The 22225-nt window shown below is 66.9% G+C and carries 25 protein-coding genes, 1 tRNA gene and 1 pseudogene; 13 read left to right on the top strand and 14 right to left on the bottom strand.

The features are described from left to right. Nucleotides 1-18: 18 nt before the first annotated feature. A complete protein-coding gene (locus tag ACNQR1_RS08160; RefSeq protein ID WP_095785368.1) occupies nt 19-624 on the bottom strand; it encodes a hypothetical protein in 606 nt (201 codons plus the stop codon). Nucleotides 625-767: 143 nt separating this feature from the next. Next, complete coding sequence (locus ACNQR1_RS08155; protein ID WP_095785367.1) at nt 768-1124, bottom strand: hypothetical protein; 357 nt, start codon at nt 1122-1124, stop codon at nt 768-770. Nucleotides 1125-1255: 131 nt separating this feature from the next. Between ACNQR1_RS08155 and ACNQR1_RS08150 the strand changes: the two genes are divergently transcribed. The 6 genes and pseudogenes from ACNQR1_RS08150 (at nt 1256) to ACNQR1_RS08125 (ending at nt 5747) form a co-directional block, all read left to right on the top strand. After that, the gene (locus ACNQR1_RS08150) at nt 1256-2206 is read left to right on the top strand and encodes an integrase (RefSeq protein WP_233211415.1); all 951 of its coding nucleotides are present in this window, start codon (nt 1256-1258) and stop codon (nt 2204-2206) included. Continuing rightward, nucleotides 2203-3630 carry a hypothetical protein gene (locus ACNQR1_RS08145; RefSeq protein ID WP_226519342.1) on the top strand — a complete coding sequence of 476 codons (1428 nt, stop codon included), beginning with the start codon at nt 2203-2205 and terminating at the stop codon, nt 3628-3630. The genes ACNQR1_RS08150 and ACNQR1_RS08145 overlap by 4 nt, the downstream gene beginning before the upstream one ends. Before the next feature lie 206 nt (nt 3631-3836). Beyond that, nucleotides 3837-3909 (top strand) — tRNA-Arg (locus ACNQR1_RS08140). A gap of 115 nt (nt 3910-4024) precedes the next feature. Then, nucleotides 4025-4192 (top strand): annotated as a pseudogene (locus ACNQR1_RS08135) (helix-turn-helix domain-containing protein); the annotation flags it as partial. Nucleotides 4193-4294: 102 nt separating this feature from the next. Then, a complete protein-coding gene (locus ACNQR1_RS08130) occupies nt 4295-5236 on the top strand; it encodes an oxidoreductase (protein WP_418045391.1) in 942 nt (313 codons plus the stop codon). After that, nucleotides 5223-5747 carry a hypothetical protein gene (locus ACNQR1_RS08125; RefSeq protein WP_418045389.1) on the top strand — a complete coding sequence of 175 codons (525 nt, stop codon included), beginning with the start codon at nt 5223-5225 and terminating at the stop codon, nt 5745-5747. The genes ACNQR1_RS08130 and ACNQR1_RS08125 overlap by 14 nt, the downstream gene beginning before the upstream one ends. Before the next feature lie 19 nt (nt 5748-5766). On the opposite strand, the gene ACNQR1_RS08120 is transcribed toward ACNQR1_RS08125, so the two are convergent. After that, nucleotides 5767-6204 carry a rhodanese-like domain-containing protein gene (locus ACNQR1_RS08120; protein ID WP_418045388.1) on the bottom strand — a complete coding sequence of 146 codons (438 nt, stop codon included), beginning with the start codon at nt 6202-6204 and terminating at the stop codon, nt 5767-5769. Between the two features lie 105 nt (nt 6205-6309). Here ACNQR1_RS08120 and ACNQR1_RS08115 point away from each other — a divergent pair, with 105 nt between their 5' ends. After that, the gene (locus ACNQR1_RS08115; protein WP_418045386.1) at nt 6310-7023 is read left to right on the top strand and encodes a DUF1326 domain-containing protein; all 714 of its coding nucleotides are present in this window, start codon (nt 6310-6312) and stop codon (nt 7021-7023) included. Between the two features lie 67 nt (nt 7024-7090). On the opposite strand, the gene ACNQR1_RS08110 is transcribed toward ACNQR1_RS08115, so the two are convergent. Then, nucleotides 7091-7909 (bottom strand): mycofactocin-coupled SDR family oxidoreductase, encoded by an 819-nt coding sequence (locus ACNQR1_RS08110; protein ID WP_418045384.1) that lies wholly within the window; start codon nt 7907-7909, stop codon nt 7091-7093. 312 nt (nt 7910-8221) lie between these two features. On the opposite strand from ACNQR1_RS08110, the gene ACNQR1_RS08105 reads away from it, so the two are divergent. The 4 genes from ACNQR1_RS08105 to ACNQR1_RS08090 all read left to right on the top strand — a co-directional run bounded on the left by ACNQR1_RS08105 (nt 8222) and on the right by ACNQR1_RS08090 (nt 12144). Next, complete coding sequence (locus ACNQR1_RS08105) at nt 8222-8458, top strand: hypothetical protein (protein WP_418045382.1); 237 nt, start codon at nt 8222-8224, stop codon at nt 8456-8458. Between the two features lie 113 nt (nt 8459-8571). Beyond that, nucleotides 8572-9786, top strand: coding sequence for an acetyl-CoA acetyltransferase (locus ACNQR1_RS08100; protein WP_418045380.1), 1215 nt, complete (start codon nt 8572-8574; stop codon nt 9784-9786). 2 nt (nt 9787-9788) lie between these two features. Further along, on the top strand, nt 9789-11240 hold the full coding sequence (locus ACNQR1_RS08095; protein ID WP_418045378.1) for a carotenoid oxygenase family protein: 1452 nt from the start codon (nt 9789-9791) through the stop codon (nt 11238-11240). Nucleotides 11241-11274: 34 nt separating this feature from the next. Next, the gene (locus ACNQR1_RS08090; RefSeq protein ID WP_418050315.1) at nt 11275-12144 is read left to right on the top strand and encodes a winged helix-turn-helix transcriptional regulator; all 870 of its coding nucleotides are present in this window, start codon (nt 11275-11277) and stop codon (nt 12142-12144) included. On the opposite strand, the gene ACNQR1_RS08085 is transcribed toward ACNQR1_RS08090, so the two are convergent. Continuing rightward, the gene (locus ACNQR1_RS08085; RefSeq protein WP_418045376.1) at nt 12110-13282 is read right to left on the bottom strand and encodes a Cmx/CmrA family chloramphenicol efflux MFS transporter; all 1173 of its coding nucleotides are present in this window, start codon (nt 13280-13282) and stop codon (nt 12110-12112) included. The genes ACNQR1_RS08090 and ACNQR1_RS08085 overlap by 35 nt on opposite strands. 517 nt (nt 13283-13799) lie before the next feature. On the opposite strand from ACNQR1_RS08085, the gene ACNQR1_RS08080 reads away from it, so the two are divergent. Next, nucleotides 13800-14246 (top strand): Hsp20/alpha crystallin family protein, encoded by a 447-nt coding sequence (locus ACNQR1_RS08080; protein ID WP_211155786.1) that lies wholly within the window; start codon nt 13800-13802, stop codon nt 14244-14246. Here ACNQR1_RS08080 and ACNQR1_RS08075 read toward each other — a convergent pair. Both ACNQR1_RS08075 and ACNQR1_RS08070 read right to left on the bottom strand, forming a co-directional pair. Continuing rightward, nucleotides 14243-14848, bottom strand: coding sequence for a GNAT family N-acetyltransferase (locus ACNQR1_RS08075; protein WP_418045374.1), 606 nt, complete (start codon nt 14846-14848; stop codon nt 14243-14245). The two genes, ACNQR1_RS08080 and ACNQR1_RS08075, sit on opposite strands and share 4 nt — an antisense overlap. Continuing rightward, on the bottom strand, nt 14848-15285 hold the full coding sequence (locus ACNQR1_RS08070; RefSeq protein WP_418045372.1) for a hypothetical protein: 438 nt from the start codon (nt 15283-15285) through the stop codon (nt 14848-14850). Before ACNQR1_RS08070 ends, ACNQR1_RS08075 begins: the two co-directional genes overlap by 1 nt. A gap of 19 nt (nt 15286-15304) precedes the next feature. Here ACNQR1_RS08070 and ACNQR1_RS08065 point away from each other — a divergent pair, with 19 nt between their 5' ends. Beyond that, nucleotides 15305-15751 carry a cupin domain-containing protein gene (locus tag ACNQR1_RS08065; protein WP_418045370.1) on the top strand — a complete coding sequence of 149 codons (447 nt, stop codon included), beginning with the start codon at nt 15305-15307 and terminating at the stop codon, nt 15749-15751. On the opposite strand, the gene ACNQR1_RS08060 is transcribed toward ACNQR1_RS08065, so the two are convergent. The 7 genes from ACNQR1_RS08060 to ACNQR1_RS08030 all read right to left on the bottom strand — a co-directional run bounded on the left by ACNQR1_RS08060 (nt 15741) and on the right by ACNQR1_RS08030 (nt 22210). Next, nucleotides 15741-16469: a 3-keto-5-aminohexanoate cleavage protein gene (locus ACNQR1_RS08060; protein ID WP_418045368.1), complete on the bottom strand. Its 729-nt coding sequence runs from the start codon at nt 16467-16469 to the stop codon at nt 15741-15743. The genes ACNQR1_RS08065 and ACNQR1_RS08060 overlap by 11 nt on opposite strands. A gap of 40 nt (nt 16470-16509) precedes the next feature. Further along, nucleotides 16510-17283 carry a VOC family protein gene (locus tag ACNQR1_RS08055; RefSeq protein WP_418045366.1) on the bottom strand — a complete coding sequence of 258 codons (774 nt, stop codon included), beginning with the start codon at nt 17281-17283 and terminating at the stop codon, nt 16510-16512. Nucleotides 17284-17353: 70 nt separating this feature from the next. After that, a complete protein-coding gene (locus ACNQR1_RS08050; protein ID WP_418045364.1) occupies nt 17354-17914 on the bottom strand; it encodes a hypothetical protein in 561 nt (186 codons plus the stop codon). Between the two features lie 18 nt (nt 17915-17932). Then, a complete protein-coding gene (locus tag ACNQR1_RS08045; RefSeq protein WP_418045362.1) occupies nt 17933-18967 on the bottom strand; it encodes an acyl-CoA dehydrogenase family protein in 1035 nt (344 codons plus the stop codon). Beyond that, nucleotides 18967-20130, bottom strand: a complete 1164-nt coding sequence (locus ACNQR1_RS08040; protein WP_418045360.1) for an acyl-CoA dehydrogenase family protein — start codon at nt 20128-20130, stop codon at nt 18967-18969. The genes ACNQR1_RS08045 and ACNQR1_RS08040 overlap by 1 nt, the downstream gene beginning before the upstream one ends. Then, entirely contained in the window at nt 20127-21050 is a 924-nt protein-coding gene (locus tag ACNQR1_RS08035) for an acyl-CoA dehydrogenase family protein (protein ID WP_418045358.1), read from the bottom strand. Before ACNQR1_RS08035 ends, ACNQR1_RS08040 begins: the two co-directional genes overlap by 4 nt. A 5-nt stretch (nt 21051-21055) precedes the next feature. Beyond that, on the bottom strand, nt 21056-22210 hold the full coding sequence (locus tag ACNQR1_RS08030; RefSeq protein WP_418045356.1) for an acyl-CoA dehydrogenase family protein: 1155 nt from the start codon (nt 22208-22210) through the stop codon (nt 21056-21058). Between the last annotated feature and the right edge of the window lie 15 nt (nt 22211-22225).

Genomic DNA, 22225 nt, shown 5'->3' with positions numbered 1-22225 from the left:
CCGCACGGTCTGTTAGCTCTACCCGGCCGCGCGGGCGGGGTGATCGGTGGTGAATCCCGTGAAATCCGACACCGATTCGTGATCGGCTGGGTCCTCGGCGCTGGCCGCGGCGAACAACGCGTCGATCACCTCGTCGATACCGGCCACCGCCTCCCGCGCCGCCTCGACCAGCCGCCCGGCGGAGGCGTGCTCACCACCGGCGGTCAACGCGGTATGGAGGCGCTCCCGCGCGGCCAGCAGCCGGCCAAAGTCGAGCCCCGCGGCGGGTGTCGGTTTGTCGTCGGCGGCGAACGCGCGGATGAGCTCGTCGAGCGCCTTGCGCTGCCGGGTGCTCATCCGCTGCGCTTCCGCCGGAGGCTGATACACCACAGCAGCCGGGGCGCTCACCCCCGCTGCCGCGAACGCGACGTTCTCCGACACGTCGGCCAGGTAGGCGATCGCCCGGATCGATGCATCCGACGGGCGGGTGGCGTAGGTGCCCTGCCGAAGTCGGTTCAGCGTGGCGTGCGAGATATCGTGGCCGGCGCGCTGCGCCAGCTCCGCCAGGCGGCGTCCGGACGCCCCGTCGTGCCGTGTGGCGGCGATCTCGATCAGGTCGATCAGCGACTTGCTGGTCTTTGCCATGGCTTCACACCCACTCCCTCGCTACGCTGGCGCGCGCGTGCGCGCGAGACCCATTGTTGCGACGCGTGGAACACGAGTCAAGCGCAACACGCGGTCTCGGTTACGCCCCACTCGAATAGCAGCTCTGTAATCTGCCTCATGTGTCAGACGGCATTGCGATTGTGAGCGGTTGGCTTCCCGACGGAGCGCCGGTGGGTGACGGCGTCTGCATGCTCGGGCCACAGCCGCTGGCCCAAGGCGTGTTCCAGGCGAGCCAGCGAGCCGATGTCGCACAGCACTGTGCCGGCCAGGATGCGCCCGATAGTGGTGTGCGCAACCCCGCTGGTTACGGCGAGGGCCCGCTGACCGGTAGCGGTCTCGGCCATCGCCGCCCCCAGCGCACGAGCCAGGTGTTGAGCGGCGGACGCCGACGGCGGGGCATCAGCTTTGATGTCGGCATTGGGCCAGACACCACTGGCCACGTAGGCCACCGGCGGTTTGTCGCCGTTGCTGCGCGCCACAGGCCCACCTTATCCCGCAACCCCGCCGCATTCGGGCAAACTGTCGTACCCCTCTGCTCAAATGGTGCATACATGCACCACTGTGGATGGGGGCGGCATGGTCAACGTTTCACCAACGGCGCGGACCCGTGGTGAGCATCGGGGAGCAGTTGCTGTTGCCGCTGGGTTGGGGGCCGGCCATGGCTGACGGCAGCTTGAGCGCCGCGGTGGCGGCCGTGACCGGCGCGTGGATCGCCGACGGAGTGCTGGCAACACAGACCCTCGACAAGTTCGGCTTGCTCGCCCGCCGGTTCGCCCGCTTCGCCGCCGCGCACGACGTCACCACGCTGGCCGGCGTCGATCAAGTGTTGGTCGCGAAATTTGTTGCCGCCAAAGGCCGCACCCGACACGGGACCGTGTCGGAGGCGGCGGTGGCGACCATGCACAACCGTCGCGCCGCGCTGCGCGCGTTCTACCGCACCGCCCGCCGGCTGCGGCTCACGCTCGATGACCCGACCACCGACATCGACATTCCGGGCCGCGCGTCGTCGGCTCAGCGACCCCTCAGCGATGACGAAGCCGCGCTCGTGCGGCTGTTCTCCGAACGCGCCACCCCAACCAGACACGCCGCCACCGCCGCACTGCTGCTCGCCGGCGCGCACACCGGCGAGCTAGGCCACATCAGCGCAGCTGACCTCGATCACCACGCCGCGACGGTGTGGGCGCACGGTTCGAGCAAGCATCGCCCTCGGACCCTGCCCCTGGACACCTGGTCGGTGCGGGTGCTGGGCGAACGCGCGACCCGCCTCGCCGATCCACTTCCTGTCGGTGGCCTCCCACCGGTGTTGTGCACCGGCGCCCACGGCAGCAACGCTCACAAACAAGCCCGCGTGTGCCTGACCGTGCGCGACATCCTCACTCGCGCCGGCCTATCCGACGACAGCGGGGTACGACCCGCATCGCTGACCGCCTACGCCGCGCGCCGCGAGTTCGACCGCACCGGCCGCATCGAGGACGCCGCCCGTCTCATCGGCTCGCCCTCGCTGGACACCACAGCGTCGCTGATCGGCTACGCCTGGCACGACGACGGCGACTCGCCATGAACCGAACGACGAACTCCAGCAAGCTAACCCAAGCCTACGGCGCGCAGCGGATCCAGCAACGCGACCTTCACAGGCGCAACTGCCCCGATGAACTCACCCTGCTTGAGATCGACACCCTCGAAGCCGTCGCCTCCCACGAGGTGATTTACCACCTGGCTGCGATCCTGCCCGTCCACGAGCCCGGAACTCCGGGCCGGCGCCCGCACTACCCGCCGTGGGTGCACGTGCTGCACAAAGCTCTGACCGGGGTTCTCGGCTCGCACAGCAAGGCCGCCCGCGCGATGGCCCACCCCGCCTACTGGCGCTCGATCCGCCATCACGCCGCCGCACACCACGCGCCAAAAGCGCAGCGCAAACCACCACAGCGCTGGCACCACAACTACGCCCAACAGCTGCTCGACGACCACGCAAACGAGTTGCTTAACGCGTTTCGGCCGCTCGCCCGCCGGCTGTCCACCGAACTGGGCTGCCTGGCCCAAACCGCCCCTGTCTCGCACACCAACCCCGCCCGTGGGCAATACGTCGTTGGCGATGGCACTGTGGTGGCCGCACCCGTCCGTAAGGCCACCGCCGACCGGTGGGCCGAAGACGGCGGACGCCGCGTCCACGCCGGCATCGAGGTGCAAAACGGCGAAAGCGACAGCGAATTCCGCTACGGCATCAAGTTCGCCATGCTTGCCACCCGCCCCAACGCCATCCGTAACAATCGAGTCATCCTCGACGTCGACGCCGTCCCAGCGGGCAAAGGCTACGGCGGTGAAGCCCGCATCGCCACCGACATGATCGACCGCGTCGTCGCCGACCCCGACGTCCGCTGTGACGGCCTCTGCTACGACGGCGCCTTCCGCGGCAAACACATCGACCACGCCATGAAACACGGCCTGACCGTGCTCTCACCCATCCACGACGGCACCCGAAAGCCCACCACCCTGGCCCGCCTCGACTGTGCCTGCGGCGAGGTTCACGACCTATGGACTCAAGACGGGCGCATCTGCGAACGCCAGATCCTCGACACCGGCGACACGCATCTGCAACCATGCCCAACCGCCAAGATCTACTCGCGCCGCAACGCCGACGGAAATCACCGGTGGTACATCGAGTTCGCGACTCCCACGTGCGGCACCGTGCAGCGAGAGCGCATTGACACCACCGACGACGACCGCAAGCGTGGCTACAATCGGGCAGAGCACCTGCGCCAGCACGTCAAAACCGAGGACGGCGACAGCGTCTACGACCGCTGCTACGGGTGGCGCGAAGACTCCGAAAGTCTCAACAACACTCTCGACCGCACCCTCTACGGCGGGCGCATGATCGCCTACTCGGCTGTTCGCCAACTGACCGTCATGCTCGGATTCGCCCTGGGCCGCAACGCAATAGCGGCCTACCTGCACCGACGACGACACCCAGACGAGCGAGCAGCCTAACGCCGGCCACCACGACGAGCGACCCCAAGCTGCCCACGGACGCCCACGCGTCGCGTGGCCTTTGTCATGCCCGATACACTCACACCCGCCGGACTCGACAACACGACGCCCACCGTCACGACGCCGACCACGGCACCAGGATGTCCAAGAAGCCGCTGAAATCGCGCCCCGCCAGGGTTTTAGTCAGGTATTCAAGGACGTCCCGAGCCCCCGTAGCTCAGGGGATAGAGCACGGCTCTCCTAAAGCCGGTGTCGCAGGTTCGAATCCTGCCGGGGGCACTCTTTCTAGGTATGACGTCGGGTGATGCTTGACGTTTTGTCTCCGGTTGATGGGTGACAGTGTTTCGGCTGATGCCTTACACACCTACTTCGGTTGATCCTTGACACTCCCTGGATGAGGGAGTTGAGCGTGGTCGAGCAGAGGTATCAGGCCGTGCTGGCGGTGATCAGTGACGGTTTGTCGATAACGCAGGTGGCCGGCAAGGTCGGGGTGTCGCGGCAGACGCTGCATGCCTGGTTAGCCCGCTATGAGGCTGAGGGCTTGGACGGGTTGGCGGATCGGCCGGCGTGCTTCTTTGACCTCGGGTGATCCTTCGCGAGTTCCCGATCTTGTCGGCATGCCCCAGTAGCGTCAGTGGCAGATCGACGTTCAGGGGGATGACAGGTGAACCGCACGGTGCAGTACTGGCGGCTTTTGCAGCCGGACGGCGCTCCCCTGCCCGGTGAATTTCCGGCCGAGCAGGTGGTTCGGCGGCTCAGCCGGGCCGAGGCCGACGGTCTCAACCGCTACCGCCGCTGCCCCGACGGGATGCTGCTGATCGCGCACGGTACCCGCGACCACCGGATGATGATTCTCGACAAGGTGCGGCGGGAGAACCTGCCCAGCATCGGCAGCGCCGCCGGCGCTCGCCGCGCCATCGGGCTGACCCCCGACGAAGGTCTGCTGGAACCGACATATTGCCTGTTCGGTGAGCGCAATATCGTGGCCATGCTGACAAGTGGTGACGGCCCGCGAGCCCGGCGGCTGGTCGACTATTTCGAGCACAAGCTCGACATCGAGGTCGGCATCGAGCCGGTGCTCACCCAGAACCTCGACCAGGCGCTCGACGAGATGAGCGTGTCCAGGGTCGATGTCGCGATCCCGGCCAATCGCATCAACCGCGAACTTGTGGGTGGTGACTGGGTCCAGGCGCTCGACGGTGCCCGCGCGCTGGCCCAGGACGGCGTTGTCCGCATCGGGATCTCGGTGGGCCGCCGCGGCACCGGGTCGCAGAAAGACGCGATCCGCCGCCGGATTCGGGAACTCATCGACAGCCTGCGGGGCTCCGGCGCGCTGTCGGAGTTCGAGAGCGCGCGCGTCGTCGGCTCCATCAGCGGCACCCCACAGTCGGTCGACCTGCTCGAGGACCGATTCGTGGAGCGGACCGAGGTTGATGCCGACCGGTTGAACGATCCGGAACGCTCCACCGCGTATGCGCGAGAGCTGTTGCGACAGTCTTTGACTCGCAATCGCGAGTACCTCCTGTCTGCCGTGCCCGAGGTCCCCGGCGAACCCGCGCCGTACGCCGACACCCTGATCGAAGTACCCGCAGATGAACGCGAATAAGCGCCCGGTCGTAAAGTTCAGCCTGCGGGAAAGGCTGCAGCACAACTGGGTTCGCCATCAGTGGGCCGACTGGCTGCTCGCCCTTGTCGTGGTCGGCGGATGGCTGACACTGGGCCGAACCGGTTGGCTGCCGTGGGCCCTGACAGAAGTCCCGCACGAGACCCGCCGCACCGCCTACCAGATCCTGGCGACGGTGGCAGCCACCATGGGCGGTTTCACCCTGACCAGCGTCTCGATCCTGGTGAACCTGCTACGGGCACCGATGACAACGGTGGACAAGCTCTTGCCGGCCAACGACAAACGCCGGGTGGGCACCGCGTTCGTCTCGGCGCTGCCCACCCTGTTCGTCGTGTTCGTGGCGGCGATCGTCGGCCTGATGACCGACGCCAATCTCGACACCGGTTACTGGTGGATACAGGCGACGATCATCGGGGCGGCCGTCGCTGCCGTCGCGTCGCTCGCACGGGTGCTATGGATTCTGCGGCGCCTGCTCACCCTGTCCACGGACTGACAGTTCGACCGCCGGACCCTCAGTTTCCGACGAGGGAACGACCACTGGCCTGCCAGGCCTTCATTCCGCCCTTGAGTTCCACCACATCGGTATAGCCCAGCGATTTCAGCGTCTCGGCGGCCGTCGCGCTCATGGGGCCGGTTCGGCAGTAGATCGCGATCGGCGCCCCGCGATCGGTGGGCAGCTGATCAGCCTGCTCGGTGATCCGATCGAACGGAATCGACAGGTCCGTACCGGCGATGTCGCCTTCGAAAGGCACGTGGACGTTGATCGTCGTGCGGTCGGATTCGCCTACGGCAGTGGCGAATTCGTCAGGTCCAACCAGTCGATGCTGAACAACGCTCGGCGCCGAGGCTCCCATGGAGGTGGCCGGCGGCGCCTCGGCCGGTGAGCCACACGATGTCAACGACACCGAAGACGCGACCGCGATTGCACCGATGCACATCCTTGTGAGCATGCCGAAATCATACCCCTAGGGGGTACTTGCGCTCCACTCTTCGGCGGTGCTACCTTCGCCGTGTCAGATACCCCCCAGGGGTATAAAACGAAAGGAGCGGGATCGATGACCACTGCATCTACGCAGGTCGATTGGCATTTGCGCGGAGAATGGTTCGACGTGTGCAGCTGCAAGTTGCCTTGCCCGTGCAGCTTCGCCCAGGAGCCCACGCACGGCGATTGCCTGTTCACCTTGGTGTGGCACGTCCGCGAAGGGCATTACGGTGACACCGATTTGACGGGCCTCAGCGTCATCGCCCTCGGCGAGTTCGCCGGCAACATGTGGATCGGCGATCCGAACGCGACGATGAAGTTGATGTTCTACATCGACGAAAAGGGCGACGCCGCCCAGCGTGATGCGCTCGAACGGATCTTCACCGGCAAGGAAGGCGGTTGGCCGGCCGAGTTCGGCAGCCTGATCGAGGAGATGCGCGGCATCGAATACGCCCCGATCAGTTTCGAGGCCGCCGACGATCTTGCCTACTGGCGCGCCGAGATTCCCGGCAAGGTCGATCTGTTGGTGGAGGCCCTGACCGGCCCGACGGCCGACCCGAACCGCCGGGTGACCACCACCAACGCGCCGGGCGCAGAGGTCGGTCCCGGCCAGGTTGCGACCTGGGGTGTGGTCAAGGAAGACCACGCCGTGGGCTTCGACTGGTCACACGAGCACACCGGCGGCTCGAGCAAGCACTTCCCGTTCGACTGGCGTCCCGAGTCCGAGGACACCGGTTCCGTTCAGGCGAAGACGGAAGCGCAGGCCTCCTGCAGCTGCGGCTGCTGAGTCGCGCGCCGGCGCCGGGCGGGAAGCAGCGGCTCCCACCCGGCGCCGGATCACGGCGTATCGCGCTCTAGTTCAACCCGTTGGACAGGATCATCGACTCGCCGGTCTGCAACCGCCCTCGATCCGACACCAGGTACAGCACCGCCTCGGCGACATCTTGCGGCTCAAGCAGACCCGGCCGCGGCCGCCCCTGGGCGAATATCTCCTCGACATCGTCAGGCCCCGGATTCTCCAGATCCGGCCGGATCACCTTGTAGGTCGCCGGGTTGTGGATCATCGGCGTGTTCACCCCCGACGGCAACACCGCGTTGATCGTGATGCCGTACTCGGCCACTTCGTATGCCACCGACTTCACCAGTGCCACCACACCCGCTTTGGCCGCCGCATAGTGACCGGAGTTGGTGGCGCCCGTGCCCGCCACGATCGACGAGGTGGCCACGATGCGCCCGCTCCGACGCTCGATCAGATGAGGCAGCACAGCCCGGAACGTGTTGAACACCCCGGTGAGGTTGACGTCGATCATGGTCTGCCACCGCTGTTCGGACATGGTGACGATCGGCTCGCTGCTGGCGATCCCGGCATTGGCAAGCACCACGTCGATGCCCCCGAACTGCGCGACCGCGGTGCCCACCACAGCCTGCATGGACGCCAGGTCGCGGACGTCGGCGGTCACCGCCAGGCAGCGCCGGCCCAGCGCGGACACCTCCTGCACGGTCTGTTCCAGATCGGCCGGTGTGGGCAGCGGATAGTCGACGGTTTCCACGGGCGCCACGATGTCGCAGACCACGATGTCGGCGCCTTCGCGCGCCAGAGTCGCGGCGTGCGCGCGTCCCTGCCCACGAGCCCCGCCGGTCACCAGAGCCGTCCTGCCGTCCAGCGCTCCCATGCCACATCCCCTCTGTTTGTTCAGTCCTTGATGCAAACCTACGGCGATGGCAAAACTCGTCGACAGATGCGACCGCACCACGCGACCCACGAGTCACGCGCCCAGCCTGGCAACACTCCGAGAAGTCGCCGGGAACCCCCATTTTCGTTGGCAAATAAATGCAATGCGCTGACCGGGAAGAGCTCCGCGAGAGCAAATCCGCAGCACCGTGCGGCTACAGGCAGTTCTCAGGAACATCGTGAGATGCACTAATGTTATCTACAGACGGGGGTCTTGAGCTCGTACACAGCTAACAACCCGGAGGCAAGAAAGATGCGTTCGAAACTGAAGAAGGTCGCGGCAATCGGGCTGGGCACGCTGGCGGTGCCGGTCGGCGTGGCGATCGCAGGAGCAGCCCCCGCTTCGGCGGGTCCCGAGATCTGCGCGACCGGTCCGTACGGCTACGTCAGCGCCTGCGTCGAGGGCCCCGGCTGGGGCCGGTGGTACGACAACGGCCCGCGGTGGCACGGTCGCGGCCACGGCCACGGTCACGGCGGCTGGGACGACTGATTCGGCTTTAACCACGGGTAACGCCGTGGCGGGAATCCAATCTCGGATTTCTGCCACGGCGTTCTTCGTTTCGGGTCTCGAGTCACTCTCTTAGTTGTAGTAGCGTCGCGGTCATGGAAGGCGTCTGGATTCTCGGCGGGTACCAGAGCGATTTCGCCCGCAACCTCACCCGCGAAGAGGCCGACTTCGCCGGGCTCACCCGCGAGGTCGTCGACCACACGCTGAACAGCGCCAAGGTCGAGGCCACCGACGTCGGCGTCGTCCACGTCGCAAACGCCTTCGGTGCGCTGTTCGCCGGTCAGACCCACCTGGGTGCCATGCCGGCCACGGTGCACCCCGACCTGTGGGGCACCCCGGCCTCCCGCCATGAGGCCGCATGCGCGTCGGGCAGCATCGCGATCCTGGCGGCCATCGCCGACCTGCGCTCGGGCGCTTACGACAGCGCCCTGGTCATCGGGGTCGAGCTGGAGAAGACGGTGCCCGGCGACACCGCCGCTGCCTACCTCGGCGCCGCCGCCTGGACCGGCCACGAAGCCGAGGGCGCCAAGTTTGTCTGGCCCTCGACGTTCTCCGAGGTGGCCGACGCCTATGACCAGCGCCACGGGCTGGACGCCGAACATCTGCGCGCCATCGCCGCGCTGAACTTCCGCAACGCCCGGGCCAACCCGAACGCCCAGACCCGCGACTGGACGGTGCCCGATCCGATCGGAGACGACGACGCGAGCAATCCGGTGGTGGAAGGTCGGCTGCGCCGCTTCGACTGCAGCCAGATGACCGACGGCGGAGCTGGGCTGGTACTGGTCAGCGACACCTATCTGCGCGCGCACCCACACGCCCGGCCGATCGCCCGCATCGACGGCTGGGGCCATCGCACGGTCGGACTCGGCCTGCGGCAGAAGCTCGACCACAGCACCGCAGATCCGTATCTGCTGCCACACGTACGCGCGGCCGTGCTGGATGCCTTTGGCCGCGCCGAAGTGACGCTCGACGATCTCGACGGGTTCGAGGTCCACGACTGCTTCACCCCCAGCGAATACCTGGCCATCGACCACATCGGCCTGACCGGGCCCGGAGACTCCTGGAAGGCGATCGAGAACGGCGAGATCGAGATCGGCGGGCGGCTGCCGATCAACCCCAGCGGCGGACTGATCGGGGGCGGGCATCCGGTCGGCGCATCCGGGGTGCGGATGCTGCTCGACGCCGCCAGACAGGTCAGCGCCACAGCCGGTCCCTACCAGGTCGAGAACGCAAAGACCTTCGGCACCTTGAACTTTGGCGGAAGTACCGCAACCACCGTCAGCTTCGTCGTATCGACGGGCAAGGAGTAGACATGCACACCGAGATCGTGACCAAGTTCCTGTCCACCCTGCCCGAAGATGACACCCATCCCTACCGCACCGGGGCGTGGCGGCCGCAGACCACCGAGTTCGACGCCGACGACCTGATGGTCGTCGACGGCGAGATCCCTGCCGATCTCGACGGGGTCTACCTGCGCAACACCGAGAACCCACTGCATCCGGCGTTTCAGACCTACCATCCGTTCGATGGCGACGGGATGCTGCACATCGTCGGGTTCCGCGACGGAAAAGCGTTCTACCGCAACAGGTTCATCCGCACCGACGGCTTCCTGGCCGAAAATGAGGCGGGCGGCCCGCTGTGGCCCGGTATCGCCGAGCCCGTCGAACTGGCCCAGCGCGACCACGGCTGGGGTGCCCGCACCCTGATGAAGGACGCCTCCAGCACGGACGTCACGGTGCACCGCGGGGTCGCTCTCACCAGCTTCTACCAGTGCGGCGATCTGTACCGCATCGACCCGTACACGGGCGAGAACCTGGGCAAAGAGGACTGGGGTGGGGCCTTCCCCGCCGAGTGGGGCGTGTCAGCACATCCCAAGGCCGATGACGCCACCGGTGAACTGCTGTTCTTCAACTACGGCAAGCAGGCGCCCTACATGCACTACGGCGTCGTGGACGCCGACAACCGCCTGGTCCACTACGTCGACGTCGAACTGCCCGGGCCCCGACTGCCCCACGACATGGCATTCACCGAGAACTACGTCGTTCTCAACGACTTCCCGTTGTTCTGGGACGCCGAGTTCCTCAAGAACAACGTGCATCTACCGAAGCTGCACCGCGACATGCCATCCCGTTTCGCAGTCCTCCCCCGCCGCGGAACATCGGGCGACGTCAAGTGGTTCGAAGCCGACACCACCTACGTGCTGCACTTCACCAACGCCTACGAGGACGGCGACGAAATTGTGCTCGACGGATTCTTCCAGGGCAACGCGGCACCAGCCCTGGCGCTCGACAAGATGCAGACCAGGCTGCACCGCTGGCGGTTCAACCTCGTCACCGGCCAGACCCGCGAAGAGCAATTGTCCGACAGCATCACCGAATTCGGCATGATCAACCCCGGCTACGCAGGACGCGACTACCGCTATGCCTATGCCGCCACGGGAAAACCGGGCTGGTTCCTGTTCGACGGCATGGTCCGCCACGACCTGCAGACCGGATCTGAACAACGATATGCCTTCGAGGACGGGGTATACGGCAGCGAGACCGCCATGGCGCCACGGGTGGGCAGCCGCGGTGAGGACGACGGCTACCTGGTTACCATCACCACCGACATGAACGACGACGCGTCCTACTGCCTGGTTTTCGAGGCCGCCCGGGTCTCCGACGGGCCGGTGTGCAAACTTGCTCTGCCGGAACGGGTTTCCAGCGGAACCCACTCCACCTGGGCACCGGGCGACGAACTGCGCCGATGGCTGGTGCGTGACTGACGCACCGGCCGGGCGTACCAACGCCGTCGGACAGATGCTGGCCCTGGTCGGCGACGAGTGGACGCTGCTGGTGATGCAACAGGCCCTGCTGGGTGCCGCCCGCTACGGCCAGTTCAAAACCCGGCTGCCGATCTCCAACTCTGTGCTGACCCGCCGCCTGGGCTCCCTGACCGAAGACGGTCTGCTGCGTCGCGACCGCTATCAGGAGCGGCCACCCCGCGACGAGTACCTCGTCACCCCGCGCGGCCGGGCGCTGTGGCCGGTGCTGGTGTCGATCTGGGAGTGGGAACGTCACTGGGTGCCCGAACACCGTGAGGCACTGCCCAGGATGCGGCATCTGGGCTGCGGCGCAGATTTCAGCCCGGTTCTGACGTGCGGCGGATGCGATCAGCCGACCACGGCAGGCGATGTGACCGCCGAGTGGGGACCGACCGGGGGTTGGGAGCGATCGCTGCCCGCGGTGACGACCCGACGACGGTCCGTCGATGACCGGCGCGACTCCCCCTCGGGCCTGTTCCCCCAGACCATGAGCGTGCTCGGTAACCGCTGGGCGTTCGCGATCATGGTGGCTGCCTTCACCGGCACGTCGAGGTTCTCCGACTTCCAACGGGTGCTGGCCGCACCACCGGCATCGCTCGCCGACCGCTTGCAGACGTTCCGGGTCAACGGCATTCTCACGACCGCCGACGAGGACCCCCAGTACCGGCTGACACCGAAGGGCGCCGCATTCCTGCCCGTGCTGGTGACGGCGCTGGCCTGGGCGCAGCGCTCGTTCTCCACTCCCGAAGGCCCCGCGGTGATCCTCACGCACACCGGCTGCGGGCACGGTTTTTCCCCGGCGCTGAGGTGCGATCACTGCGGGGACCGGCTCACCGGTGCTGCGGTGTCCGTCGTCGAATTGTGATGGCAGGCACCGCGACCAGGGCGAGCCCGGTGAGCACGACAGCGACCCACACCGGCCCGAGATTTCCCGCCGGGCCAGCGAGTGAGGCGGCGGCCAGCACCGGGCCACAGGTGGCGCCGATGTTCAGCGCCGCCGTCGCGTACGAGCCGCCCATCGTCGGAGCCCCGGACGCCGCGTAGAGCGCCCGGGCAATGAGGGTGCTCCCCACCGCAAAAGCCGAGGTCCCCTGCACCACCACCAGAATCAGCAACGCTGCAGTATGAGACGCCAAGGCGGCCAACATAATCCATCCGAAGAGCAACAGTGGCCCGCCCACCCCGATGACGAGGCGGGGACGGTGATCGGACAACCGGCCGGCCACCGTCACCCCGGCGAACGATCCGAACCCGAAAAGCACCAGCGCCAGCGGCACCCACAGCTGCGGCAGACCGGCGATGTCGGTGACGATGGGCGCCAGAAAAGTGAACGCGGCGAACGTGCCCGCGTTGACCATTGCGGCGAGCAGCAGCGTCAATGTCAGCTTCGGCGATTTGAGTTGGGCGAGCTCATCGCGTAGCCGTGGATCGTCAGCCGCGGGGCCCGAATTGCCTGCAGCGCGAACGGAAATCCCGTGCAGGATGCCGACCGCGGCGGGCAGGCACAGCAGTGCGATCGCCCAGAACGCGGACCGCCATCCCAACAGCGCACCGAGCATTGCGCCACCCGGGACGCCCGCGATCGTGGCGGCTGTCGTGCCGCCGAGCAGTACCGACAGCGCGCGGCCCTTCTGGTCCGCCGCCACCAGAGCGCCGGCCGTGCTGAGCGCCACCGCCAGGAATCCGGCGTTGGCCAGTGCGGCGATGACCCGGGTACCGAGGAGGACCGTGAAGTTCGGTGTCAGCGCACCAACGACATGGCAGAGCGCAAAGACGACCACACAGCCGAGCAGACTGGTCCGGGCCGGCCATCGCCGGGCGAGCACGGCCATCGCCGGCGCACCGATGACCATTCCCACGGCAAAGGCAGAAGTCAGGAGGCCGGCAGCGCCGACCGTGACCCCGAGACCGACGGCGATATCCGGAACAAGCCCGGCGAGCATGAATTCCGAGGTGCCCATGGCGAAAACCGCCAGGGCAAGAAGGTAGAGAGCAAAAGGCATCGAGGACTCCGAGGTGAGAGAACGAACAGGAGGCGTCTCGTCACCGCGGCCAGCATCCCCAGCGGGAACTGAAAAGTCAGTGATTCAGGGGGCTGACGGCGTGACCGAAAACCCCCATCTTGTGCGCTTCAGGGCTCGGCATGCCGCCCACCCTACTAAAGACCCCAGGTACTCGCGCAACCGAAATCTGCCTGGCGCAATCCACCAGGCAACAGGTTGCTGCCCGGCCCTCCACGGCCCTTTTCACTCGGCGGCGGACGCTCGCGGCGACATCGTCGGCATCGCCGTCGAACAAGGCGGCCAGCCGCGTGGGCCTACGGCAGCTCCGCCACCCACCGTCCCACGCAGCTGCTCTGCGGCCGTCCTCAGAGTAGGTCTGTGACATGCAGTAATAACACGAAAATTCGCCGAAAATCTTCTGGCACTCCCTTGGGTCGAGTGCTAATATCGGCGGTGCACAGTGATTGGCTGCCCGCCAGGGTGGCGGGCTCTGAGATGATCCGGGAGGTGAATTACTGTGCTTCGTTTTGATCCGTTCAGCGACCTTGATGTTTTGACCAGAAGTTTGCTGTCAGGCGATTCTGGGTCAACTCGCACCCCGAGGTTCATGCCGATGGACCTCTGCAAGATCGGTGACCACTACGTTCTGACGGCCGATCTTCCGGGCGTCGATCCGGGCTCGGTGGACCTCAACGTCGACAACGGCACGCTGACCATCTCGGCGCATCGAACCGCGCGTTCAGAAGAATCCGTCCAATGGCTGGCCAACGAGCGGTTCTTCGGCAGTTACCGACGCCAGTTGTCGCTCGGCGAGGGGATCGACACGTCGGCGATCTCCGCCACGTACGAGAACGGTGTCCTCACCGTCACCATCCCCCTGGCCGAACGTGCCCGGCCTCGCAAGATCGAGGTAGCGCACGGTGCCGACCGCAAGTCGATCGAGACCACAGTCGACGCCGATTAACCGGTCCCGCCACGGCGGTCCAGCCTGAACTTCAGGCTGGACCGCGCCGCGGGCCATTCGATGTCCAGGATCGAATACACGACGGTGTCACGACGGGAGCCGTCGGGCGCAAACTGGTGGCTGCGCAACACTCCGTCGAGCTTGGCGCCGAGCCGCTCAATGGCCGCACGGCTGGCGAAGTTGAAGAAGTGCGTCCGGAATTCCACTGCCACACAATTTAATTCGTCGAAGGCGTGACCGAGCATCAACAGCTTGGTCTCGGCGTTGATGCCGGTGCGCCGCGCCGCGGCGGTGTACCAGGTGTGCCCGATCTCCAGCCGTCGGTTCGGGCCATCGACATGCAGGTAGCTCGATGAACCCACCAGTTCGCCATCGAGATTGCGCACCACGAACGTCACGCCGTGATCGGCAGCGCGGAGGTCGAACATGCGCTGCACCCACTCTTCTGCGCTGCCGGGCTGCGGCGTCATCGTGTACCAGAGTGACCCGAGTTCGCCGTCTGCGGCGGCAGCGTCGATCTCGGGGATGTGCGCGGTCGCAAGCGGCTCCAGCGTCACCCAGCGTTGCCCGGTCAACTCCACCGGCGTCACGAATTCACCCATCAGCTTCTCCCCAACGTCGACAGGAGCGACCACACCGAACACAACCCGGCCAACACGGCCATCGCGCCCCCGACATAGAGCCCGTAACCCGCTGCCACCGGCCCCTTCACGTTGAGCGTGTAGTACCACACCGTCACCGCCACCAATGCCAGCGAAATCACCAGTCCCGCAGCCGAAGCCCATCGCTGCGACAGGCCTCGCCCGGCCATCGCCCCGGCCACGATCAGGCCGGCCCCCAGCAATACGATCAGCTGCCCGGCGCCGAAGCCATGGGGCAGCACGATGCTGCCCACCGCTCCACCGATCGCATTGGCCCGGCCTCCACCGTTGGCGCTGGTGGTGAGCCACGGCAGCCAGGCCACCACCACCAGAACCGCAGCACACAGGGCTGCCAGCCACCCCGGGGCGACGCGCCAACCTGGACGAACTCGAACCATAGCGACGAGACTATCGGGTGTGACCGAATTACCTGACTGGGCCAGAGAGCTCGATCTCGCTCCGCACCCCGAGGGGGGCTGGTACCGGGAGACCTGGCGCAGCGAACTGACGATCAGCCAGGCCTCGCTGCCGACGGGCTACTCGGGCCCGCGCAGCGGCGGCACCGCGATCCTGTTCCTGCTGATGCCCGGCCAACAGTCAGCCTGGCACACCGTGCGCAGCGCCGAGCTGTGGTTCCACCACCGGGGCAGCCCGCTGGTCCTGGAGATCGGCGAGGAAAAGGACAGCGCGACAAGCCTTCTGCTGGGCCCCGACATCGCTGCCGGCCAGCATCCGCAACTGCTCGTGCCGCCGGGCCACTGGCAACGCGCCAAGCCCCGTGATGACGAGCCCGCGCTGGTCAGTTGTGTGGTCGTGCCGGGATTCGATTTCGCCGACTTCGCACTCGGTGCAACTACCGACTGAGCAGGTCCACCGCTGCGGCCACCAGCGCCTCGTTGTCCGGCGCGGTGCTGCCGTCCGGCAGCAGCAGGGTGTCCTCCAGCCCGATCCGGGCCTGCACACCGCGGGCCCCGGCGTGTTGCAGTAACGGCCAACAGCTTTCGTCCAAGCCGTGCAACAGCACCGGCACCGACGACTGCGCCGCACCCACCACGGCGAGCAGGGCATCGGCCGTGTCGACATCTCCGTCGGCAGGCAACTCGATCATCACCCGCATGCAGTGCTCGGCAAGTTCGGAGGACGCCCACGCCGCGGCGGCTTCGGCGTGGAACAACCCGGCCTCGACCCCGACGCCCTTCTTCAAGAGCAATCGGGCCAACTCCTCGGCACCGGGCTCGTGCCAGTTCACCGACGCGAAATCCGGGAGCTCCGCCCAGGCCTCGACGGCCTCCAACCGGCCCAGCGGATCGGGAAGCGCCCAATAGCCCGTCGTCACGCCCAGCGGCAGACCGGGCACAGCGTGACGCACCGCCGCGACCGCCGCCTCAACCGCCGTCGCGGACAGCGAATCCACTCCCTCGGAGTCCTTGGGATGCAGATGCACTGCCTGCGCCCCGGCTTGATGCACCGCGACGGCCGCCTCGGCAAGTTGCTCGGGTGTGACGGGCAGAGCAGGGTGCTCTTCCGGGGTGCGCGCGCCGTTCACGCACGCCTTGAGATAGATCGGGTGGTTGCCGGGCATGCCTACATGCTTACCCGGGCGCACCCCGGTTCACACGCGATCAGCCCTGCAAGGAGGACAGATTGAACCCAGCCCCGGTCGGATCGGCCACCGCGGCCAGCCGACCGTAGGGAGTGTCCTCGGCCGCGCGCACCACCGAGCCCCCGTTGGCGAGGACCAGCTCGATCGTCTTGTCCACGTCGTCGGCACCGAAGAAGGTGGTCCACGCCGAGGGTGCGCCCTCCGGGATGAACGCCGATCCGTCCATCACGCCGAGCAGTTCCTCCCCGTCGAACGCCGCAGTGCTGTAACGGAACTCATCGGTGTCCGAGACGGTCTGGGTGGTCCAGCCGAAGACCGTGCGGTAGAAGTCGAGCGCTTTGGCGTAGTCACTGGTGGTCAGCTGGTGATACACCGGCGCGCCGGCCTCGTTGAACACCGCGAAGCCGTCGTGCCCGCCCGGCTGCCAGATCCCGAAGAACCCGTTGGCGGTATCGGTCATCATCGCCATCCGGCCCTTGGCCGGGATGTCCATCACGCCGCCGCAGTTGCTCCCGCCGGCCGCGACGACCGCAGCCACCGTGGCATCGGCATCGGCGGTGTGCAGGTAAGTCGTCCAGGCGTCCGGCGCGTTCCACTGCGGGTCATTGCTCATCAGGCCTGCCACCACATTGCCGTCGACGGATGCGGTGACGTAGCCGCCGTACTCGGGGCCGCCGGTCTCGTACGTCCATCCGAACACCGCACCGTAGAACTGCTGGGCACGCTCAACGTCGGACGTGGTCAGGTCGATCCAGTTGGGGGCGCCCAGCGGCGCGCTCTGACGGGTAACCACGATGGTGTCTCCTTCACGGTGAGTGGTCGGTCATGCATACCGACCATCGCCGTGCGGAAAACTCATCGCGTCAGCAACTGATCGTCTGATCCGGCCGCCCGCCGTCGTCCAGCGTGATCGTGGTCGTACCGCCACGCAACAGCTCGACCCGCACCGTCCGCGGCGCCGTCCACTCAACTGATTTGAGCCCGTCACGGTCGCCGTTGACGCAGCCGAGACTGTTTTCCCGCGACAGCAGACCATTGTTGGTGTAGACGTGCACCGAGGTTATCGGGTCGATCGTGATCCCGCCGCCGCTGAACACCACCATTTCCATGTCACCGTTCGGTGATGGGAGCCGTTGGCTCTCGTGCCCGCGTACACCGCTGCCAAGCAACATCGCAAACCATGCGATGCCGCCCCACACCACCCCGACCACAACGATCAGCACCACGCCCAGCCATTTGACCGCCGGCTGACGAATCCCCAGCCCCCAGGCGATGGCCAGCGCCACGCAACCTGCGACGCCGAAGATCACCGGGTGGAGCAGAAACGGACGCAACCGGTAGTAGTCGAACAGCAGAAACCCGGAAGCGACCAGACCGCAGAAGAATATGCCGACAATCGCAGCTGATCCCGCCACCACCCGCACGCGGTTACTGTACGCAGCTCATCGATAGCTTTGCGCGATCCTGGCGCGGTGCTCGCCGGGCGAGCCGAACAGCGAGCGGTTGAGCGCAGCCCGCTTGAGGTACACGTGCACGCCGCTCTCCCAGGTGTAGCCGATACCGCCGTGCAACTGCATCGCCTTGCCGGCCACCTCGACGGCTGCCTCGGTGGCGTACGCCTTGGCCATGGACACCGCGCGGGGCTCGGGTGCCGCGATGGCAGTGCCGACGAGCTGTCGGGCGATCGAGATCGTCACCAGCATGTCGGCACACGCGTGCTTGACGGCCTGGAACGAGCCGATCGGACGGCCGAACTGTTGGCGGACCCCGGTGTAGGACACCGTGGTGTCGAGCATGGCCTGCGCGACGCCCAGGCTGTCGCAAGCCACCGCGAGCGCGGCACGGTCGGCGAGGGCACGCAACCCGGCCTCGGCGTCGCCGTCGAACCGCCACACCGCGTCCTCGTCGACCTCCACACCCTCGGCCGTCACGGTGGCCAGCCTGTGGGTTTCGTCGAGCACCGGTTGCTCGGTGACAGTGAGACCAGGTGCCTCGACGGCCACGTCCACCAGAACCGGGACACCGTCGGCGTCACGTGCGGGCAGCAGCAACCGCTGAGCTCCGGCCGCATCGGACACAAAGGAGGCCCGGCCGTGGACGCGCCAGCCCAGCCTGGTGGTGGCCAGATCGAATGGCGCCGGCTCGGCTGTCCCTGGCAGGACCAGCACGGCGCGGGTGTCCCCCGCCACCACCGCCTGCAACACCGCGTCACGGCACTCGTTGGGCTGCACCGCATTCAGGGCTCCGATGGCCAGCACGGCACCGCCCAGGTAGCCGGTCGTCGCGGCAGCCCGGCCCAGCTCCTCACAGATCACCGCCACTTCGGCGAACGTCGCACCGGCGCCGCCGGCCTCCTCCGACGCGTCCAGTCCGACCCAGCCTGCCGAGACCAGCAGTGGCCAGTCGATGGTGTCCTTGGCCAGCAGATCAGCTGCCACGGAACGTAGTTCGTCATGAAGCTCGGAAAACTCGCTCATCACACCGCACTCGGTTCTCGGGGCAGGCCCAGACCGCGCTCACCGATGATGGTGCGCTGAATCTCGCTGGCTCCGCCGGGGATGGTCCATTCCCACGATCCGATGAAATCGAGCATCCACGCGCCCGACTCCCAGCCGCTGGACGCCGGTTTGGCGAGTACGGTGTGGGCGTTCAGGCCGCCGATCTCGGCACCGAATCCGGTCATCCGCTGCAACAACTCGCTGTAGTACAGCTTGACGATCGAGGCATCTGCCGGGCCGGCCTGCCCCGCCTCGGTGCGTTCGACCAGATCCCGGCACATCCCGCGCAGGCCGGTCAGCTCGATCTCGAACTGCGCCAACCGGTCTGCCACCACGGGATCGTCGACCGGCGCGGCTTCGAGCAGCCACTTGAACCCCGCATTGCCCAGCCGCTCGGACAACTCCAGCATGGTCATGCCACGCTCGGCCCCGAGCGTGGCCTGCGCCACCTGCCAGCCCTTGTTCACCGGACCGATCAAATTCGCGGCGGGCACTGCGACGTCGTTGAGGAAGATCTCGCAGAAGTGTGAATCACCCACAGCATTGCGGATCGGCCGCACATCGATACCGGGTGTGGTCATGTCCATCAGGAAGTAGGAGATGCCGTGCCGCTTGGGTGCTTCCGGATCGGTGCGGGCCAGCAGCAGACACCAGTCGGCGTGCAGAGCACCACTGGCCCACAGCTTCTGACCGTTGACGATGAAGTTCTCGCCGTCGGCACGGGCCGTGGTGCGCAGGGCCGCCAGATCGCTTCCGGCCTCCGGTTCGGAGAATCCCTGTACCCAGATCTCGCCGTCGAGAATGGCGGGCAGGTGCCGACGCCGCTGCTCCTCGGTGCCCGCGGCGAGCAGTGTGGACGCGGCGTGATGGATGCCGACGAAGGCCAGCACCAGGCGGGGCGCGTCGTGGGCGGCCAGTTCCTGATAGAGCACGATCTGCTCGGGTACCGACATGCCGCCACCCCATTCGGCGGGCCAATGCGGGACGGCGAAGCCGGCGGTGTGCAGCTCGGCGAACCAGGATTTCTGGAACGCGGCGAACTCGTCGTCACCGACGCCGGTCTGGTTGGCGCGCCAGTCTTTCGGGACGTGTGCCGCACACCAGTCGCGTACGGTGGCCCGGAATTCGTCGAGGTCGGTCATGACGAGAACAACCCGGTGAGCCCGCGCTGGCCGAGCCGGGCGGTCAGGGTGTCTCGGGTTTTAGATACCCCGAAGGGCAAGCGGCGCAACGGCTGACTGTAACGCGACAGCCAGGACAGCGTGGTTTCATCGCAGAAGCCGACGGCCCCGTGCAGCTGATGGCACACCCGGAACACAACCTCGGCCGCCTCGATCGCGGCCAGGCGCAATGCCAGCGCGTCGTTGATCGCCTCGTCTGCCGGGTTGGTGACGAGGCTCCACAACGCGTACTTGGCGAGGATGTCGACGCCGCTGCGCTCCACCTCGGCATCGGTCAGCTGGAACTGCACGCCCTGGAACGACGACAGCGGCTGGCCGAACTGCTTGCGCAGGCTGACGTGTGCGACAGTCAGATCGATGGCCCGGTCCAGCATGCCGAGCAGCGTCCACGCCGGCAGTGTCAGGGCGAGCGCCACGTCATTCAGACCGGCGGTGTCCGCAGCGGCCAGCTCCAGTGCGGTGGCGAACGACGGCCCCGAGGCTCCGGTCGCGGTCACCGTGCTGCGTACCCCGTCCAATGTGACAGCGCCCCAACGGTTGTCCAACCCCTTCAGTGCGGCCTCCGGCGCGTCGGCATCGACGACGACCAAACCGTCGACGTCCAGATCCGCCGGGCGTGACAGTCGCTCGGCCACCGGATACGGCAGGGCCCAATACCCGGCACTGCGGCACACCGCAGCCGCGGCCTCCAATGAGTCCGCATCACCGCGAGGTTCGAGTTCGAAGACACCGAGGCCATCGAGCACAGGCATGACCAGCCCGGCGCGGGTGTCCGGCTTGGCGTCGGCCTGGGCCAGCAGCTGATCGCCGCCGGCCGCTTCGAACGCCTTCAGGGCCTCGCGGCCATACTCTTTCGCGTCGTCGCTGAGATCCAGAATCATCCGCGTCACGCCTTTCCGGCCAGCATGGTCCGGGACAGCAGGATGCGCTGCATCTCGATGCTGCCCGACGACACCGTGGATGCCTGCGAGTACCGCCAATGGTCCTCGACCTCGGCGCGGAAGTACTCGGCTTCCGGGCTTCCACCTCGGGGCACCGCGGCGGCGATCTCCATGAGCACCTCGGCACTCTCCTGGTCCAGCCTCGTCACCGCGATCCGATATGCCGCGGAGTCACCGGGATTCACCCTCCCGGTGGCCTGCATCGATACCACCCGGTAGGCCATCAGCCGGGCCCGGCGGCAGTGCGTGAGCATCCGCGTCCAGCGGCCCCGGAGTTCGGCGGGCAACTGCTCCCACTTGTCTCCGAGCACCTCGGGCGCGGCCTGTAGCAACCGCTCGCAGCGCGCGTAGCGGGCGATACCGACGCGTTCGAAGGACACCACGTCCTGCACGATCGACCAGCCCTGATCCACGGTGCCGAGCACATCGGCCTCGGTGACCTTGAGATCGTCGAAGAAGACCTCGTTGAGATGGTGTGGACCCATCATGGTGCGGATCGGGCGCACCTGGATTCCAGGCGAATCCATCGGCACCAAGAAGATCGTCATGCCCTGTTGTTTCTTCTCGCCCTTGGACGTGCGGGCGAGCAGGAAGCACCACTGCGCCATCGTGGCGTAGGAGGTCCAGATCTTCTGACCGTTGACCCGCCAGCCGTCGTCCTCCCGCCGGGCGAACGTACGCAACGAGGCCAGGTCCGAACCCGCCTCAGGCTCGGAAAAGCCCTGGCACCAGATCACTTCACCGTTGGCGATCGGCGGCAGGTGCTTGCGCTGCTGCTCTTCGGTGCCGTGCCGCATGATGATCGGGCCCACCCAGTTGACACCCATGTACTGGGCACCGCGCGGTTCATGGTGCGCCCACATCTCCTCGCGCACCACCGTCTGCTCCCACACCGAGGCGTCGCCGCCGCCGAACTCCTTCGGCCACGACATGCACAGCAGGTGCTGTTGCGCCAGCGTGCGGCAGAACTGCTGGGCCACCGCAAGATCGGCGGGGTCATCGGTGAACGCGCCGAGAAAATCGGCGGGCACCTGGTCGGCGATCAGCGCCCGCAGCTCACCCCGCAGCGTGCCGGCCGCCTCGCCAAAATCGAAATCCACTCCTGGCCTTTCTGT

Origin of the sequence: Mycobacterium sp. 48b, from assembly GCF_048282725.1 — a bacterium.
Taxonomy (GTDB): Bacteria; Actinomycetota; Actinomycetes; order Mycobacteriales; family Mycobacteriaceae; genus Mycobacterium.
The sequence above is the reverse complement of the archived record's forward strand: the minus strand, read 5'-3'. Positions and strand labels throughout refer to the sequence as shown.

Excerpts from the sequence above, each read along its gene's own strand:
- ACNQR1_RS08160 (WP_095785368.1), bottom strand. The coding sequence starts at position 624 with ATGGCAAAGACCAGCAAGTCGCTGATCGACCTGATCGAGATCGCCGCC.
- ACNQR1_RS08145 (WP_226519342.1), top strand. The coding sequence starts at position 2,203 with ATGAACCGAACGACGAACTCCAGCAAGCTAACCCAAGCCTACGGCGCG.
- ACNQR1_RS08125 (WP_418045389.1), top strand. The coding sequence starts at position 5,223 with ATGAACGCGAATAAGCGCCCGGTCGTAAAGTTCAGCCTGCGGGAAAGG.
- ACNQR1_RS08120 (WP_418045388.1), bottom strand. The coding sequence starts at position 6,204 with ATGCTCACAAGGATGTGCATCGGTGCAATCGCGGTCGCGTCTTCGGTG.
- ACNQR1_RS08115 (WP_418045386.1), top strand. The coding sequence starts at position 6,310 with ATGACCACTGCATCTACGCAGGTCGATTGGCATTTGCGCGGAGAATGG.
- ACNQR1_RS08110 (WP_418045384.1), bottom strand. The coding sequence starts at position 7,909 with ATGGGAGCGCTGGACGGCAGGACGGCTCTGGTGACCGGCGGGGCTCGT.
- ACNQR1_RS08105 (WP_418045382.1), top strand. The coding sequence starts at position 8,222 with ATGCGTTCGAAACTGAAGAAGGTCGCGGCAATCGGGCTGGGCACGCTG.
- ACNQR1_RS08100 (WP_418045380.1), top strand. The coding sequence starts at position 8,572 with ATGGAAGGCGTCTGGATTCTCGGCGGGTACCAGAGCGATTTCGCCCGC.
- ACNQR1_RS08095 (WP_418045378.1), top strand. The coding sequence starts at position 9,789 with ATGCACACCGAGATCGTGACCAAGTTCCTGTCCACCCTGCCCGAAGAT.
- ACNQR1_RS08090 (WP_418050315.1), top strand. The coding sequence starts at position 11,275 with ATGCTGGCCCTGGTCGGCGACGAGTGGACGCTGCTGGTGATGCAACAG.
- ACNQR1_RS08085 (WP_418045376.1), bottom strand. The coding sequence starts at position 13,282 with ATGCCTTTTGCTCTCTACCTTCTTGCCCTGGCGGTTTTCGCCATGGGC.
- ACNQR1_RS08075 (WP_418045374.1), bottom strand. The coding sequence starts at position 14,848 with ATGGGTGAATTCGTGACGCCGGTGGAGTTGACCGGGCAACGCTGGGTG.
- ACNQR1_RS08070 (WP_418045372.1), bottom strand. The coding sequence starts at position 15,285 with ATGGTTCGAGTTCGTCCAGGTTGGCGCGTCGCCCCGGGGTGGCTGGCA.
- ACNQR1_RS08060 (WP_418045368.1), bottom strand. The coding sequence starts at position 16,469 with ATGCCCGGCAACCACCCGATCTATCTCAAGGCGTGCGTGAACGGCGCG.
- ACNQR1_RS08045 (WP_418045362.1), bottom strand. The coding sequence starts at position 18,967 with ATGAGCGAGTTTTCCGAGCTTCATGACGAACTACGTTCCGTGGCAGCT.
- ACNQR1_RS08040 (WP_418045360.1), bottom strand. The coding sequence starts at position 20,130 with ATGACCGACCTCGACGAATTCCGGGCCACCGTACGCGACTGGTGTGCG.
- ACNQR1_RS08035 (WP_418045358.1), bottom strand. The coding sequence starts at position 21,050 with ATGATTCTGGATCTCAGCGACGACGCGAAAGAGTATGGCCGCGAGGCC.